The sequence below is a fragment of the Massilia sp. UYP34 genome (assembly GCF_056279385.1).
On the sequence record NZ_JBWBRF010000001.1, the window covers coordinates 670,924 to 684,406 of the forward strand.

9 protein-coding genes and 2 tRNA genes are annotated in these 13,483 nt (G+C 64.9%); 7 read left to right on the forward strand and 4 right to left on the reverse strand.

Translation table 11 applies throughout. The features are described 5' to 3' along the window. Nucleotides 1–55 precede the first annotated feature (55 nt). The gene (locus tag ACZ9AQ_RS02985) at nucleotides 56–1,207 is read left to right on the forward strand and encodes a GGDEF domain-containing protein (RefSeq protein ID WP_429200812.1); all 1,152 of its coding nucleotides are present in this window, start codon (nucleotides 56–58) and stop codon (nucleotides 1,205–1,207) included. Nucleotides 1,208–1,287: 80 nt separating this feature from the next. Here the strand turns inward: ACZ9AQ_RS02985 and ACZ9AQ_RS02990 are convergent. Continuing rightward, nucleotides 1,288–1,364: transfer RNA gene (locus tag ACZ9AQ_RS02990), tRNA-Asp, on the reverse strand. A 40-nt stretch (nucleotides 1,365–1,404) separates the two neighbouring features. Then, a tRNA-Val gene (locus tag ACZ9AQ_RS02995) sits at nucleotides 1,405–1,480 on the reverse strand. Between the two features lie 391 nt (nucleotides 1,481–1,871). Between ACZ9AQ_RS02995 and ACZ9AQ_RS03000 the strand changes: the two genes are divergently transcribed. The 5 genes from ACZ9AQ_RS03000 (at nucleotide 1,872) to ACZ9AQ_RS03020 (ending at nucleotide 10,215) form a co-directional block, all read left to right on the forward strand. Further along, nucleotides 1,872–4,103, forward strand: coding sequence for a TonB-dependent receptor (locus tag ACZ9AQ_RS03000; RefSeq protein ID WP_429200811.1), 2,232 nt, complete (start codon nucleotides 1,872–1,874; stop codon nucleotides 4,101–4,103). Nucleotides 4,104–4,494: 391 nt separating this feature from the next. Then, nucleotides 4,495–6,306, forward strand: a complete 1,812-nt coding sequence (locus ACZ9AQ_RS03005; RefSeq protein ID WP_429200809.1) for a S8 family peptidase — start codon at nucleotides 4,495–4,497, stop codon at nucleotides 6,304–6,306. 331 nt (nucleotides 6,307–6,637) lie between these two features. Continuing rightward, the gene (locus ACZ9AQ_RS03010) at nucleotides 6,638–7,921 is read left to right on the forward strand and encodes a DUF2254 domain-containing protein (RefSeq protein ID WP_429200808.1); all 1,284 of its coding nucleotides are present in this window, start codon (nucleotides 6,638–6,640) and stop codon (nucleotides 7,919–7,921) included. Between the two features lie 234 nt (nucleotides 7,922–8,155). Next, on the forward strand, nucleotides 8,156–9,244 hold the full coding sequence (dinB, locus tag ACZ9AQ_RS03015; RefSeq protein ID WP_476108111.1) for a DNA polymerase IV: 1,089 nt from the start codon (nucleotides 8,156–8,158) through the stop codon (nucleotides 9,242–9,244). A gap of 74 nt (nucleotides 9,245–9,318) precedes the next feature. Next, a complete protein-coding gene (locus ACZ9AQ_RS03020; RefSeq protein ID WP_429200806.1) occupies nucleotides 9,319–10,215 on the forward strand; it encodes a recombination-associated protein RdgC in 897 nt (298 codons plus the stop codon). Nucleotides 10,216–10,341: 126 nt separating this feature from the next. Here the strand turns inward: ACZ9AQ_RS03020 and ACZ9AQ_RS03025 are convergent, their stop codons facing one another. Next, on the reverse strand, nucleotides 10,342–11,976 hold the full coding sequence (locus ACZ9AQ_RS03025) for a catalase (protein WP_429200804.1): 1,635 nt from the start codon (nucleotides 11,974–11,976) through the stop codon (nucleotides 10,342–10,344). Between the two features lie 118 nt (nucleotides 11,977–12,094). After that, nucleotides 12,095–12,580, reverse strand: coding sequence for an asparaginase domain-containing protein (locus ACZ9AQ_RS03030; protein WP_429200803.1), 486 nt, complete (start codon nucleotides 12,578–12,580; stop codon nucleotides 12,095–12,097). Between the two features lie 136 nt (nucleotides 12,581–12,716). On the opposite strand from ACZ9AQ_RS03030, the gene ACZ9AQ_RS03035 reads away from it, so the two are divergent. Beyond that, nucleotides 12,717–13,472, forward strand: a complete 756-nt coding sequence (locus ACZ9AQ_RS03035; RefSeq protein ID WP_429200801.1) for an L-asparaginase — start codon at nucleotides 12,717–12,719, stop codon at nucleotides 13,470–13,472. The last annotated feature ends 11 nt before the right edge of the window (nucleotides 13,473–13,483 follow it).

Here is a 13,483-nt window from a genome sequence, read left to right on the forward strand (position 1 = left end):
TGTCCATGTGAGCCGTCGCGCATGGCCAGGCCAACGTTCCCGAAGAGGACAGGCAGTGATCGATATACCAACTTTTCTTCTTGCGCTCGGGATCGGTAACGTCGGCTTTGCGATCCTGATGGCAGGATATACCCGGGGCGCGGCCCGCAATCCGGGTCTGCAGCTATGGATGTGGGCGCGCCTGGGCATGGGCTTGAGCCAGTTGATCGGATGGGTCCGCCCGATGGCGGGCCTGTCCTTCCTGGGCGGCCTGGAAGGCATCGGCTGGATCCTGTCGATCTCGCTCGAGATGGCGGCCTACTGCGTGTTCTTCGGTTTCACGCGCTGGGGCCGGGTACTGTTTCCGATCACCGTGCTGTCGTCCGGGGTGGTGATCGCGGCCGGCTTCCATGGCGCCAGCCACGCCCAGCTGGGCGCCCTGGTGGCGGGCGTGGTGGCGCTGTTCGCCGCCGCCATGGCCTGGGTGCTGCTGCGCCGGCGCCATGCGTCCCTGCTGCAGCGGATCATCGGCATCAACGACGCGCTGTTCGCCGTCGCCGTCGCGCTGTGGGCCGGTTCGGCCTTGCTGGGCAGGGGGCCGTTCGACCACGTGCAGGCGCGCGAAGCCGCCTATCTCGCCGGCTACATGCTCATGATCGTCAATGGATTCGGTTTCCTCCTGCTGTGCAAGCAGAAGGACGACGCGCGCATGGCCCGGCTGGCCTCGACCGACTGCCTGACCGGCCTGCCCAATCGCCATGCCTTCCTGGAGCGCGCCGAGCGCGCGCGCCTGGCCTCCCAGCGCCAGCGCCATCGGCTGGCGCTGATGATGATCGACATCGACCACTTCAAGCAGATCAACGACCGCTGGGGCCATGCCAGCGGCGACCACGCCCTCCAGGTGTTCGCCCGCACCGCGCGCGAGGTGATGCGCGAGCATGAGACGATCGGCCGCCTGGGCGGCGAGGAATTCGCGATGATGCTGCCCGGCGCCGACATCGACGCCGCGGTGCAGGCGGCCCAGCGCCTGCGCCAGGCGGTGCGCGCGGCCACCGTGATCACCAGCGGGCCGAGCTACACGATGACCGTCAGTATCGGCGTGGTGGTGCTCGATCCGAACGAAGACCTGAGCGCGGCGCTGGCGCGCGCCGACCATGCCCTGTATGCGGCCAAGCGCACGGGGCGCGATCGGGTGGAGGTCGGGGATCCGGTACGGCGCCGGGCGTGAACCGAAAGCGCGGATGCGCGATAAAACCGGAACGGAAAAAGAAAAAGGGCCCGACGAATCGGACCCTTTTTCCTTGATGCTGGCGGAGCGGACGGGGCTCGAACCCGCGACCCCCGGCGTGACAGGCCGGTATTCTAACCAACTGAACTACCGCTCCGTTTACTCTGATCGTACCTTCGATCAATCATCGAGATGCTTGGTGGGCGCTGAGAGGCTCGAACTCCCGACCTAATCCTTGTAAGGGATCCGCTCTACCAACTGAGCTAAGCGCCCATCTCGGTGATTTTCCATCTGACGCTTGTCATTGCGTCCGAAGAGGCCCGAATTATAGAGGGTGGCTTTCAAGGTCTGCAAGAGTTTTTCGAAAAAATATCAGAAACCTGTTTCGACCGATGGCGGATGGGCCGGAAGGCGCAAGCCAAATCGGCAGATCCGTATGTGTTGTAATCAAGGCGACACCCGCGATATTTACTTGCCGCCACACATACCCATCACGGACAATACCGCCTTTGACAAGTCGGCAACTTACAAACATCGCAAAGATGTGCGCCTTAGACGCGCGGCCGAGGGCGGGTCGATATCCGCTCGCGCACCCGGCGGGGGGCGTCCATAAGAAGAGGAACGGGGACATCGGTTCTTTTGTTAATCACCAGGGAAACACTCCATGACCAAGATGTCCAAGATGCACAAGCGCGTCCTCCGTGCGCATGGCGCAATGCTGGCGCTGTCCGCCTGCGCCGCGTTGCCGATCGCACCGGCGTTCGCCCAGACGACCGATTCGAACCAGTCTCTCCAGCTGCAATCCGTGACCGTGACGGCCCAGCGCCGCACCGAGAACATCCGTGACGTGCCGGTTTCCGTCACCGCCCTGAAGGGCGACAAGCTGGACGTGCTGGTCTCCGGCGGCGACGACATCCGCCTGCTGGCCGGCAAGGTGCCGAGCCTGAACGTCGAATCGTCGAACGGCCGCACCTTCCCGCGCTTCTACATCCGCGGCTACGGCAATACCGACTTCAACACCTTCGCCTCGCAGCCGGTCTCGCTCGTCTATGACGACATCGTGCAGGAAAACCCGATCCTCAAGGGCTTCCCGATCTTCGACCTGGCCAGCGTCGAAGTGCTGCGCGGCCCGCAGGGCACCCTGTTCGGCCGCAACACCCCGGCCGGCGTCGTGAAATTCGAATCCGAGAAGCCGAACCTGAAGAAGGTCGAGGGCTACTACAACCTGTCGGCCGCCTCGCACTACACGATGAACGCCGAGGGCGCCGTCAACGTGCCGCTGTCGACCAATGTGGCGATGCGCGTGTCGGCCGTCGGCCAGCACCGCGACGACTACGTCGACAACTTCAGCGACGTGGCCATGACCCAGAAGCGCGGTGAGCTCGACGGCTACAACGAGCATGCCGAACGCGTCCAGTTCTTGTACAGCAAGGATGGCTTCAGCGGCCTGCTGGGCTTTCATCAGCGCCAGACCAACGGCAGCGCACGCCTGTTCCGCGCCAACCTGATCAAGAAGGGCAGCAATACCTTCGCCGATGGCACCGATCTCGACAAGATCGTCACCAACGCCCAGAACTTCCAGAGCCTGAAGACCAACGGCATCAACCTGCGCCTGCAGTGGGATCTCGGCAACTACAGGCTGCACTCGATCACCGGCTACGAGCACATCGTCGACTACTCGAGCCGCGGCGACATCGACGGCGGCACCCCGGCCGGCCCGGGCTTCATTCCGTTCCAGGTCGAGACCAACGGCTACATCGAGAACCTGGACCAGTACACCCAGGAATTCCGCCTCGAGTCGCAATACACCGGTCCGCTCAACTGGCAGGCCGGCCTGTACTTCTTCGATGAAGACGTGACTGGCGGCAGCGACAACTTCAACAGCACCACCTATGCGCGCACCTCGCGCCTGCGTTCGAACCAGAAGAACGAAGCCTGGGCCGCGTTCGCATCGGCAAGCTACGACCTGACCCCGGACTGGACCATCCGCGGCGGCCTGCGCTACACCAAGGACGAGAAGGAATTCCGCACCATCGAGGCGACCAACGTCGTCCAGATCGGCCCATCGTCGGTGGAAGAAAGCAAGGACAAGATCAACTGGGACCTGTCGGCCACTTACAAGCTGACCCCGAACGTGAACGTCTATGGCCGCGCCGCGACCGGTTTCCGCGCGCCGAGCATCGCCGCCGCCTCGGCCGAAGTGCCGATCACCGTGGCCGATTCGGAAACCATCAAGTCGTTCGAGCTGGGCGTGAAGGCCGACCTGTTCGACCGCCGCGCCCGCACCTCGTTCTCGATCTATGACTACACGATCGAAGACCAGCAACTGACCGTGGTGGGTGGCAACTCGAACGTCAACCGCCTGATCAACGCCGACAAGACCAAGGGCAAGGGCGCCGAGTTCGACTTCGAAGCGGCCGTCAGCACCGCCCTGCGCGTGAGCGCCGGCGCCAGCTACAACTACACGCAGATCCGCGACGCCAGCCTGTCGGTGAACAGGTGCGCCCAGTGCACCATCACCAACCCGCTGAACGCCGTCGGCCGCGTGGTCATCGACGGCAACCCGCTGCCGCAGGCGCCGCGCTGGACCTTCAACGCGACCGCCCGCTACGGCGTGCCGTTCCGCGATGGCGAACTGTACGTCTTCACCGACTGGTCGTACCGCAGCAAGATCAACTTCTTCCTGTACGAGGCCACCGAGTTCACCGGCGCTCCGCTGACCGAAGGCGGCGTGCGCGTCGGCTACATCTTCGGCAACGGCAAGTACGAAGTCGCCGCGTTCGGCCGCAACGTCCTGGACCAGCGCCGCATCACCGGCGCCATCGACTTCAACAACCTGACGGGCTTTACCAACGAGCCGCGCCAATGGGGTATGCAGTTCAAGGGCAATTTCTGATCGTGTAAACAGTCAGCTCGCCTGAATGGGAAAGGCCGCGCACTGCGCGGCCTTTTTTTCGTTTTGGCCCGCGGTGCATGGCATCACGACCAGAAGTGTTACATGAATATTTATCTGATAATTACCTTATTCGCAATGCATATGCGTTTTCTATCGTTGTTGAACCAGTAAATATTTTGTATATTTAACGTTTAACCGAATAAATCATGTTTTTGCTGGATGTGCCGAGTTAACTGTTGTATGCACGCCGAAAGCGATGAGAAATTATTCCTGCCGTTTCTTTTCTTCAAGCTAAGCTGAGTTCGCCGCTTCGAGACGGCACCGGCTTGCCGGTCCTACAACGACACAAGCGAACCATCGCTTGACGGAAAACCTTGAACAAGGAAGAACCATGAAGCAAACGCATTCGATTCGTCCGACCGTGTTGAAGATGTGTGCAGCAGTCGCGCTGGCGCTGGGAGCCGGAGCCGCCTTCGCCGCCGCCGGCGGGGACGGCAGCAGCGCGCCGCAGTTCGTCGTGGAGACAGACCGACTCATCGTGAAATACCGCGACGCGAAGCCTGCCGCCAATGGCGTCGTGGCCCGGGTCGCCAGCCTGAGCCCCGAGCGCAAGGCGAAACTCGACCGCGCCGGCCAGCAGTTCGGCATGGTGGTCAAGGAAAGCCATGCCATCTCGACCGGCGCCCAGGTGTTCAAGCTGGACCGCCGGCGCCACCTGAAGGAAGTCGAATCGCTGGCCGCCGAGATGATGGCGCGCGACCCGGCCATCGAGTACGCCGAGCCGGACCGCATCATGACCCATCTGGCCACGCCGACCGACCCGCGCTACACCGACCAGTGGCACTACTATGAAACCGCCGGCGGCCTGCGCCTGCCGAGCGCCTGGGACAAGTCGACCGGCAGCGGCGTGGTGGTGGCGGTGATCGACACCGGTTACCGGCCGCACGCCGACCTCTCGGGCCAGCTGCTGGCCGGCTATGACTTCATCAGCACCGCCGCCATCGGCAACGACGGCAATGGCCGCGACAGCGACGCCAGCGATCCGGGCGACGCCGTGGTGGCCGGCGAATGCGGCAGCGGCCAGCCGACCCGCGACCAGGGTTCGAGCTGGCATGGCACCCACGTCGCCGGCACCGTGGCGGCGCGCACCAACAACGGCACGGGTGTCGCCGGCGTGGCCTACAACGCCAAGATCGTTCCGGTGCGCGTGCTCGGCAAGTGCGGCGGCTACACCTCGGACATCGCCGACGCGATCACCTGGTCGTCGGGCGGCAGCGTGTCGGGCGTGCCGGCCAATGCCAACAAGGCGCGCGTGCTGAACCTGTCGCTGGGCGGCAGCGGCGCGTGCGGCGCGACCACCCAGAACGCCATCAACGGCGCCCGTTCGCGCGGCGCGGTGGTGGTGGTCGCCGCCGGCAACTCCGCCGTCAACGTCAGCAACGCCAGCCCCGCCAACTGCTCGGGCGTGATCGCGGTGGCGGCCACCGGCCGCACGGGCGGGCGCGCTTCGTACTCGAACTACGGCACCCTGATCGACGTGGCCGCGCCAGGCGGCGACGGCGCCAATGGGGTGCTGTCGACGCTGAACACCGGCACCACCGCGCCGGCTTCGGACAGCTACGCGGCCTACCAGGGCACCTCGATGGCCACGCCGCACGTGGCCGGCGTGGCGGCGCTGATGCTGGCGCGGAACACCAACCTGACGCCGGACGAGATCGAGTCGAAACTGAAATCGACGGCGCGCGCCTTCCCGGCCACCTGCTCGGGTTGCGGCACCGGCATCGTGGACGCCAACGCGGCTGTCGACGCGGCCACCAGCGGCGGCACCCCAGCCACCACCGTGAACGAGGCGGAGACGAACAACACCCTCGCCACCGCCAACCTGGTCACGGTCGGCAACACGACGGTGAACGGCAACCTCGGCTCGACCACCGACACGGACTTCTTCCGCGTCGACCTGCCGGCCGGCCGCACCCTGAGCGCGGTGCTGACCCCGGGCCTGTCCAATGCCGACTACGACCTGTACGTGTACAACGCATCGGGCACGCAGTTGGGCACCAGCCAGAACGGCGCGGGCGCGGTGGACAGCGTCAACTCCAGCAATACCGGCACCAGCGCCTCGACCCGCTATGTGCGCGTGACCTACTACAGCGGCGGCACCGGCGCCACCAACGGCAAGTACAGCCTGAAGCTCACCTGGTAAGCGCCAGCGCCAGGATGAGGGGAACGCGCGGTCTCGACCGCGCGTTTTTTTTCCGGTGCCCGTCGGGCGCGCCGCCGCCACGCCGGCATACCCATCGCGCCGGCTTCCTGGGAAGGGCTGTCCGGATGGGAACCGCTGCGCGCGTTTGACATTTGTGCAAATGTTTTGATGCCCATAGAATGTCTGCATGCAATCGGGGGGCGCGCGCCATCGCCGACGCCCTTTTCCGACCAATCCCATATGCAAGGAACTCAATGCGGTACGACATCCTGGGCAATTCCATCGGCGCTTGGCCGGAACAGCCGCACGCGGCGCCGTCCTGAGCGTATCCATGCAGCTTCCGAACCGTTTGCAGTTCCTGCTCAATCGCCTGCGCGAGCGGCTGTGGGTCAAGCCGCTGGTCGCCTGCGTCCTGTCCGTCGCGGGCGTGGCGCTGGCGCATCTGGCCGACAGCGTCCCGGTCGACTGGAAGGTGCCGGAGATCGCACAGGACTCGGTCGTCGAACTGTTGAAGGTGATTGCCGCCAGCATGCTGGGCGTGGCCACGTTCGCGGTCGCGTCGATGGTGGCGGCCTACGCGTCGACCGGCCAGTCGGCCACCGCGCGCGCCTTTCCGCTGATCGTCGCCGACGACGTCTCGCAGAACGCGCTGTCGATCTTCGTCGGCACCTTCATCTTCGCGATCGTGGGCCTGAGCGCCACCACCAACGATTATTTCGGCAAGGCCGGGCGGTTCACCTTGTTCATGCTCACGCTGTCCGCGCTGGCGCTCGTGATCGTGGTGTTCGTGCGCTGGGTCGACAGCATCGCGCGTCTCGGCCGCCTGGGCGCGGTCATCGCCAAGGTCGAACAAGCCACGTCGCGCGCCATGGCCCGGCGCAGCCGGCGTCCCTGCCTGGGCGGCATGGCCGCTTTCGGCCCGGCCATCGGCCTGGCCTTCCACAGCGACACCAGCGGCTACCTGCAGCGGGTCGACATGGAGGCCCTGCAGCGGATCGCGGCGGCGCGCAAGCTGCGCATCACGCTGGCGGTCGTGCCGGGATCGATGGTGGTGCCGTCCCGGCCGCTGGGCTACGTGCTGCCGGACGGCGCCTGCAGCGAAGCGGTCGAGCCGGGCCTGTTGCGCGACGCCTTCACCATCGGCCCGCTGCGCCACTTCGACGACGACCCCCGTTTCGGCCTGGTCGCGCTCGCGGAAATCGGCAGCCGCGCCCTGTCTCCGGGCATCAACGATCCCGGGACCGCGATCGGGGTGCTCGGTTCGGTGTACCGCATCCTGAGCGAATGGGCGCGCCCGGTCGACGCCGAGGCGCCGGAGTACGACCTGGTGGAGGTGCCGGCCCTGTCGGTCGACGATCTGTTCGACGACGTGTTTCCCGCCATGGCCCGCGATGGCGCCGGGGCCGTCGAGGTCGCGATGCGCATCCAGCGGGTGCTGGGCGAACTCGGTTGCTGTGGCCACGAGCAGACGCGCGCCGTGGCGCGCCGCCACGCCTGCCTGGCGATGGCGCGCGCCGAACGCGCCCTCGATTTCGCGCCCGACCTGGAGCAGCTGCGGTGGCGCCACGAGGATTTCTGGGGCAAGGCGGCTTGCACGAAACAGCTTTTCGGATAATACTGTATGCAATTACAGTAGCCGGCCCCAATTCCCGTTCCCGGGGCGCGGCCCTAGGGAAGCGCTGATTTATTCTGGCGGATGGGATTGGCGACGGAAAAGGCGCCCGGCAAGGCCTCGCCGGCCGCGCATAAACCGCAGCCATACCGCGTGGTATGGCGAGGATTTACAACGCAGCAGGGCGCTTTTTCCGTGCCAAGACCGCCGCCATGAATAAATCAGCGCTTCCCTAAAGTGAACGCCCCGCTTCGAAAAATCATCCACTGCGATTGCGATTGTTTTTATGCGTCGGTCGAGATGCGCGACGATCCGCTGCTGCGCGGCCGTCCGCTGGCGGTCGGCGGCCGGCCCGACCAGCGCGGGGTGGTCGCCACCTGCAACTACGAGGCGCGCCGCTACGGCATCCATTCGGCGATGGCCACCGCCACCGCCATCAAGCTGTGTCCGGAGTTGCTGGTGATCCCGCCGGCGATGGAAAAGTACCGCATCGCCTCGACCCAGATCATGGCCATCTACCAGGACTACACCGAGATCGTCGAGCCGCTGTCGCTCGACGAAGCCTACCTGGACGTCACCGATTCGCCGCACTGCAAGGGTAGCGCGACGCTGATCGCGCAAGAGATCCGGCGCCGCATCTTCGAGACCGTCGGCATCACCGCCTCGGCCGGGGTGGCGCCGAACAAGTTCGTGGCCAAGATCGCCAGCGACTGGAACAAGCCGGACGGGCTGTTCCTGGTGCGGCCCGACGAAGTCGACGCGTTCGTTGCGGCGCTGCCGGTCAAGAAGCTGCATGGCGTGGGCAAGGTGACGGCGGAAAAGATGCACCGGCTCGGGCTGCAGACCTGCGCCGACCTGCGTGGGTGGAACATCGACCAGCTGCAAGAACACTTCGGCAGCTTCGGCGCGCGTTTATACGACCTGAGCCGCGGCATCGATCACCACGAAGTGAACGTCTCGCGCGAGCGCAAGTCGATCAGCACCGAAGAAACCTATACCCCGGACGTGCCCGACCTGGCCGGCTGCCTGGCCTTGCTGCCCGATTTGTACGAGCACCTGCTGGGCCGCATCAAGCGCGCGCATGCCGAAAAATTCATCAACAAGCTGTTCGTGAAAATCAAATTCTCGGATTTCCAGCAGACGACGGTCGAGTGCGTGGGCTATGCGCCACATATTCCGACCTATGCGCGCCTGATGGAAACCGGCTGGGCTCGCGCCAGCCGCCCGGTGCGCCTGCTGGGCGTGGGCGTGCGCCTGGGCGAGTCCGAGACCGTCGAGCAGCTGCGGCTGTTCGACGACGTTCAGGACGAGTCGATCGGGTCCTGAGCTTTTTATGCGACGTTGCCGTATAGCAGCGTAGAATATCGATCCTTCGAAATACTGACACAATCGGATAACCTATGTGGTTCAAGAATCTACAGATTTACCGTCTGCCGGCCCCATGGGCCTATACCCCCGAACAACTGGAAAAAGCCCTCGAGCCGCAGAGCTTCGTGCCTGCCACCAGCAATGAATTGCTGCGCCAGGGCTGGGACAAGCCGCGCCCGAACGGCGGCCTGGTCCACGTGGTCAACAAGCAGATGCTGATCATGCTGGGCACCGAAAAGAAGCTGCTGCCGGCCTCGGTCATCAACCAGGTGGCCAAGGCCAAGGCGGCCGAGCTCGAAGAGCAGCAGGGCTTCCCGCCCGGCAAAAAGGCAATGAAGGAACTGAAGGAGCGCGTGGCCGACGAACTGCTGCCGCGCGCCTTTACGCTGCGCAGCAACGTCTGGACCTGGATCGACCCGGTCAACGGCTGGCTGGTGGTCGATGCGGCAAGCCCGGCGAAGGCCGACGACATCGTGAAGCTGCTGCTCAAGGCCGTCGACAAGATGCCGCTGGAATCGCTGCGCGTGCAGAAGTCGCCGGTCGCCGTGATGACCGGCTGGCTCGAAGCCGATGAAGCGCCGTATGGCTTCACGATCGACCAGGACACCGAGCTGCGCGCGACCGGCGAAAGCCGCGCCGCGGTGCGCTACGTGAAGCACACGCTGGAGCCGGACGACATCCGCCGCCACATCGCCGCCGGCAAGCAGTGCACCCGCCTGGCCATGACCTGGAACGACCGCATCAGCTTCGTGCTGACCGAGTCGCTGGCGATCAAGGGCATCAAGCCGCTGGACGTGATCAAGGAAGGCGAAAGCCCGACCCATAGCGACGACGAGCGTTTCGACAACGACATCGTGCTGATGACGGGCGAGCTGGCCAAGCTGCTGGCCGACGTGGTCGAGGCGCTGGGCGGCGAAGCGAAGGCCTGATCGACGGCGGATCAAACCCCGTTCACGTAGGGTTGGCGGGTTTCCCGCCGACGCGTTCAACCGGCATATGCACGGCCGTGTGGCATGCAAACGCGGTTGAACGCGTCGGCGGCGAAGCCGCCAACCCTACTTTGCGACTTCTTCGCTCGTGGCAGGTTCCGTCTTCCCACCCGCGGCGGCGCCACTCTCCAGCTCCCCGCTGGTATAGGTCGACCCCTGGCGATCCTCATGCGGGGCCGGACGGTTCGGCAATGGCGGCAGCGCCTTCGCCTTCTCCAGGTCGATCCCGGCGACTTCGGCCACGCGGCGGCCATAATCCTCGTCGCAGTGCCACAGATGCCACACCATGCGCAGCTGGATCGGTTCCGGGCATTGTTTCAGGTCGCCCCCGACGTTGCTTACCAGGTCGTCACGCTCCCAGTCCTCGAACGTGCGGTAGCGCGTGCCGGCCTGCCGGTAGTCGTCGCGCGTGGTCGTGGTCTGGTAGCGGCCCAGGTGGCCTTCCACCCACTGGTGGTATTCGCGAGCCGGGCGGTCGGCTTCCTTGTAGCCGCCCATCAGGCTCGGTTCGTAATTGATGTGCTTGTCCTCGTCCGAACCGTCGACGCCGTCCACATAGAACGTCATCTGGCCGTCGCGCTGGTTGGTGCGCGCCTTCGCCTTCTCTTGCGGCGCATTGATCGGCAGCTGCAGGTAGTTGGGCCCTACGCGGTAGCGCTGGGTGTCCGAATACGACAGGGTACGCCCCTGCAGCATCTTGTCGTCCGAGAAGTCGATGCCGTCGACCAGCACGCCGGTGCCGAAGGCCGACTGCTCGGTTTCTGCAAACACATTGTCCGGGTTCTTGTTCAGCACCATGCGGCCCACCGGCAGCAGCGGGAACTGGTCTTCCGGCCAGCGCTTGGTGTCGTCCAGCGGGTCGAAGTCGAGCTCGGGATGCGCGCCGTCGACCATGATCTGGACGCAGAATTCCCATTCCGGGTAGTCGCCGCGCTCGATCGCGTCGTACAGGTCGCGCGTGGCGTGGCTGGTGTCGCGGCCCTGGATCTCGGCCGCCTGGCTGGCCGTCAGGTTGCGCACGCCCTGCTTGGGCTGCCAGTGGAATTTCACCAGGTGGGCGACGCCCTGGTCGTTGACCAGCTTGTAGGTGTTGACGCCCGAACCTTCCATCTCGCGGTAGTTGGCTGGGATGCCCCATGGACTCTTGACCCAGGTAATCATGTGCAGCGCTTCCGGATGGCTGCAGATGAAGTCATAGAAGCGCCACGGCTCTTGCTGGTTGGTGACGGGGTCGGGCTTGAAGGCGTGGATCATGTCCGGGAACTTGATCGCATCGCGGATGAAGAACACCTTGAGGTTATTGCCCACCAGATCCCAGTTGCCGTCGACGGTTTTCAGCTTGACCGCGAAGCCGCGCGGGTCGCGTGCGGTTTCGGGCGATTCCTTGGCGCCGATCACGGTCGAGAAGCGCACGAACACCGGGGTCTGCACGCCGGTCTCGTTGAGCACGCGCGCAGTGGTGTATCTGGAGGCGGGCTCGTCGCCGATCTTGCCATAAGCTTCGAAAAAGCCGTGGGCGCCGGTGCCGCGCGCATGCACGACGCGTTCGGGGATGCGCTCGCGGTCGAAGTGGGTGATCTTTTCGATGAACTGGTAGTTCTCGAGCGTGGCCGGGCCACGTTCGCCGACCGAACGCAGGGACTGGTTGTCGTGGACGGGATGACCCTGGCGCGTGGTCAGCGTGGGACGCTGGTCGTTCATTTGCCTTCTCCTCTGAATCGCTGATGGAGCAATGCAGTATAGGAAAGCGAACGAGAAGGCAGCGCGCGGCTGACCCCGCTTTAATTCCGGTAAAAGTCGACGGAACTCCGGCTGACAGCTACAACTGCTGGAACACGCCTTCGCTGCGGTTCTTGGTCACGTTACCCCATGGGAATACCTGGCCGTTCATGGCGACGTACACGCCGGCCGGCAGGGTCTGCGCCACGCCGCAGGCAAAGCCGAGGTTGAACAGCGCGTCCGAATTGGCGATGGAATACGGGATCATGGCGCCGGTCAGCACGATGGTCTGGTCCAGCCTGGCGGCGCCGAGGACGGCGGCGGTCTCGCGCATGGTGTCGGTGCCGTGCACGATCACGATCGCCTTCTCGCTGGCGGCGCGGCAACTGGCCAGCACGCGCTCGCGATCGGCATCGCCCATCTCGAGCGAATCGAGCAGCGGCAGCACGTCGAGCGCGACGGGCACCGTCATGCGGCTGCGCTTGATCACCTCTGGCAGATGGCTTTCAGCAAAGCCGAGCACGCCATTCAGTTCATTGTAATGCTTGTCGAAAGTGCCACCGGTGGCGATGAGTCGCAAAGTCATGTTGGTTTATCTACTCGCAGAAAAAAGGTGCGTCATGATAGCCGCAAACCATAGTGTATCCGACCGTGACTGCGCTAGAATCGTCTGGATCGGATGAGTACACTCATCGTTTTTCTTCTCTTTATTCTCGCCCGCCATGAAAGTAGTTGCACCCGGCACCGTCATCTTCCACCGCCATCGCGGCTATGGCGTGATCACCCACGTCAACCTGCTGACCGGCTGGATCTCGGCGCGTTTCAACGACGAGGCGCGCGCCCTCGACCTGAACCTGTCGAGCGACGAAGTCCAGCACGCCGACGGCGAGCCGATCCTGTTCCGCCGCGCGCCGCCAGACCGCATGCCGCATGCGCGCCTGATGGCCGTGGTGCGCGCATTGCACGAGGCCGGCTACCAGAAGCTGTACCTGTATTCCTGGCCCAAGCCCTCCGGCCTGCACTGGCGCTGGCACCTGTTCACGGGGCCGCGCAACTGGATGCAGCGCACCTGGCGCGAAGGCTGGTATGGCTCGGGCGCCGAGTACAACAACAATCCCGTGATGGGCTGGGGCGACGTGCCGGGCGCCACCACGGACGAGCTGATCCACGCACTGGCGAAGTTCGATCCGCAAGGGCTGGCGCAGGCGCTGGGTCGCGACGAAGACCATACCGCCTGGTTTGCGCGCGCCTGCGAGCTGTTGCTGCCGGGCTATATGTACAGCCTCAATATGGAGCGTCCCGTGGGCGGCGGGCTGGTCGAGGCGCCGGCGGTGCCGATCGTGCCGGTGCGCGCGGGCCTGAAAGGCTACAGCGGCCCCGACATCGGCTGGCCGCCGGGCTGGGCGGGGCTGTGGACCGGCACCCACGTGATGCCGGCGCCAAAAATCAAGCTCACGGGCGAGCCCGAACTGCGCTGAGCGCGGGGCGC

Coding starts and splice junctions, on each gene's coding strand:
- ACZ9AQ_RS03020 (WP_429200806.1), top strand. CDS start 9,319: ATGTGGTTCAAGAATCTACAGATTTACCGTCTGCCGGCCCCATGGGCC.
- ACZ9AQ_RS03030 (WP_429200803.1), bottom strand. CDS start 12,580: ATGACTTTGCGACTCATCGCCACCGGTGGCACTTTCGACAAGCATTAC.
- ACZ9AQ_RS03005 (WP_429200809.1), top strand. CDS start 4,495: ATGAAGCAAACGCATTCGATTCGTCCGACCGTGTTGAAGATGTGTGCA.
- ACZ9AQ_RS03035 (WP_429200801.1), top strand. CDS start 12,717: ATGAAAGTAGTTGCACCCGGCACCGTCATCTTCCACCGCCATCGCGGC.
- ACZ9AQ_RS03000 (WP_429200811.1), top strand. CDS start 1,872: ATGACCAAGATGTCCAAGATGCACAAGCGCGTCCTCCGTGCGCATGGC.
- ACZ9AQ_RS03010 (WP_429200808.1), top strand. CDS start 6,638: ATGCAGCTTCCGAACCGTTTGCAGTTCCTGCTCAATCGCCTGCGCGAG.
- ACZ9AQ_RS03025 (WP_429200804.1), bottom strand. CDS start 11,976: ATGAACGACCAGCGTCCCACGCTGACCACGCGCCAGGGTCATCCCGTC.